The sequence below is a fragment of the Oribacterium sp. genome (genome assembly GCF_057249185.1).
Genome location: NZ_DBHIGR010000081.1, coordinates 1 through 2,856 on the forward strand (window position 1 = coordinate 1; position 2,856 = coordinate 2,856).

The following is a 2,856-nucleotide window of genomic DNA, read 5'->3' on the forward strand; positions in this document are numbered from 1 at the left end:
CCAATCTTTCCCAGTTTAAGATTCCTGAGGCGGCTGCCGCATTGCAGGAGTTCTGTGAAGACCTTTCCAACTGGTATGTACGTCGTTCCAGAGAGCGTTTCTGGGCCAAGGGTATGGAGCAGGATAAGATTAATGCTTACCTTTGCCTATATGAAGCCTTGGTGACCTTTGTAAAGCTGGCAGCACCCCTTGTGCCTTTCATTACCGAGTCTATCTATCAGAACCTGGTATGCTCTGTAGATAAGAATGCTAAACCTTCCGTTCATCTTTGTGCCTATCCGGTAGCGGATGAAGAGTGGATCGAGCCTAAGCTGGAAGAAAGCATGGAAGAAGTTCTTGCTTTGGTTCGCTTGGGAAGAGCGGCAAGAGAGAAGGCTCAAGTGAAGAACAGACAGCCTCTTTCCGCCATGTATGTTTCCGGAGGACAGGCCCTTTCCAAGGATTGGGAGAACATTATTACCGACGAGTTAAATGTGAAGTCCCTGCAGTTTAAGGAGGATTTGTCCGACTTTACGGCATATATTTTTAAGCCCCAGTTAAAAACGGTGGGACCGAAGTACGGAAAGCATTTGAATGAGATTCGCCAGTTCTTACAGGAATTGGACAGCAAGGCCGGTATGACGGCATTGGCAGAGGGTGCTATTCGCTTTACCACAAAGGATGGTACGGAGGTTGCCTTGGCCAAGGAGGATTTGTTAATTGAATCCACCAAGAAGGACGGCTTTATTACGGAGGAAGATGCTAAGTACACTGTAGTGCTGGATACCAACCTGACGGAGGAGCTGAAGGAAGAGGGCTATATCCGTGAAATCATTTCCAAGGTGCAGACCATGCGTAAGGAAGCAGGCTTTGAGGTTATGGATCAAATTACCCTCTCTGCCAAGGATAATGATTTCCTTCTGGGCTTAATGAATAAGTACAAAGAGGAGTTATGCAAGACCGTTCTTGCTACAGAGCTTCTTTGCAACTGCTGTGAAGGCTATGAGAAGGAATGGGATATTAACGGCGAGAAGCTTTGCTTAGGCGTAAAGAAAAACTAAGGAAGAAATGTTTTGCTTAGTTACAAAGGCAAGCTAAGGTTTGGAATTTTTGCTTAGAGGCTAAGAAAAAATTAACGGTGAAACCATTTTCCCGCTTCGGCGGGAAAAATCACTATATATTACTAAAAGGAATTAGTAAGGGATGTATAAGGAGGAAGGATGCAAAAGTTTGACAAAGCACTGTTCAAAAAAGAAGTGGAAAACAATGCCAGAAAGCTTTTCAGACGAGAATTAACAGAGCTAAACGAGAAGGAAGCTTTTCATGCCGTGGCGGCAGCGGTACAGAACCAGATTATTGATGACTGGATTCGTACTACGAAGGCGGCAGAGGAAGAGGATTGTAAGAGAGTCTATTATCTTTCCATGGAGTTTTTAATGGGAAGAGCTTTGGGCAACAACATTTTAAACCTGACATCTCAGGAGGAAATTCGAGATGTGATTACCGAGCTTGGTTTAAACCTTTCCGCATTGGAAGAGGCGGAGCCGGATTGGGCTTTAGGAAACGGCGGTTTAGGCCGTTTGGCAGCCTGCTTCCTGGATAGCTTGGCAACTCTAGGTTACTGGGCTTGCGGATGCGGTATTCGTTATAAGTACGGCTTCTTCAAGCAGCAGATTGTGGACGGATACCAGAAGGAAGTGGCGGATGACTGGTTAAAGGACGGAAACCCCTTCGAGATTCGTCGTGCGGAGCTGGCTAAGGAAGTTCGTTTCGGCGGTTGGGTAGAGACTGTACAGGAGGCAGACGGAAGACTGCACTTTGTACATAAGGGCTATCAGGCGGTAGAGGCTATTCCCTATGATACTCCGGTGGTGGGCTACAACAACCATGTGGTAGACACTTTAAGAGTATGGGATGCCAAGGCAACCGATACCTTCCGTTTGGATGAGTTTGATAAGGGAAATTATCAGAAGGCGGTGGAGTCTGCCAACATGGCAAGAAATATCGTAGAGGTACTGTATCCTAACGATAACCACTATGCCGGTAAGGAGCTTCGCCTTCGTCAGCAGTATTTCTTCATTTCCGCCTCTGTCCAGACTGCCGTAGCAGACTATGCCAAGAGACATAACGGAGATGTTCGTAAGCTCTATGAGAAGGTGGCTTTCCAGTTAAATGATACCCACCCCACAGTTGCCGTGGCAGAGCTTATGCGGGTGTTGATGGATGATTATAATCTGACTTGGGATGAGTCCTGGGAGATTACCTTAAAGACCTGTGCTTACACCAACCATACCATTATGGCTGAAGCTTTGGAAAAGTGGCCTATTGAGCTCTTCTCCAAGCTTCTTCCCAGAATTTATCAGATTGTGGAAGAGATTAACCGCAGATTCTGTGAAACCGTTCGGGCTAAGTATCCTGAGCAGGCGGAAGAGAAGATTGCCAAGATGGCGATTATCTATGATGGTCAGGTAAAGATGGCGCACCTTGCCATTATCGGCGGCCATGCGGTAAACGGTGTAGCGGCTCTTCATACGGAAATCTTAAAGAAGCAGGAATTAAAGGACTTCTATGAGATGTATCCGGAGAAATTCTCCAACAAGACCAATGGTATTACCCAGAGAAGATGGGTTTACCATGCCAATCCGGAACTGGCAAAGTGGATTACCGCCCATATCGGAGACCAGTGGCTTACCGACTTATCCAAGCTGGAGAAGCTGGCGGTTTATGCGGATGACAAGCAGGCTCAGGCTGAGTTTATGGCCATTAAGAGACATAACAAGGAGCGTCTTGCCAAGTATGTACTGAAGCATAACGGCATTAAGTTAAATGTGGATTCCATCTTTGACGTAATGGTAAAGCGTTTGCATGAGTATAAGA

Annotated in this window: 2 protein-coding genes; both read left to right on the forward strand. The window is 46.3% G+C overall.

The window, feature by feature from the left end:
* Positions 1 to 1,040, forward strand: a 1,040-nt coding sequence (locus ACO4PX_RS05935; protein ID WP_485571971.1) for a DUF5915 domain-containing protein, incomplete at its 5' end; no start/stop codon positions are given.
* A gap of 159 nt (positions 1,041 to 1,199) precedes the next feature.
* Positions 1,200 to 2,856, forward strand: a 1,657-nt coding sequence (gene glgP, locus ACO4PX_RS05940; RefSeq protein WP_485571972.1) for a glycogen/starch/alpha-glucan family phosphorylase, incomplete at its 3' end; no start/stop codon positions are given.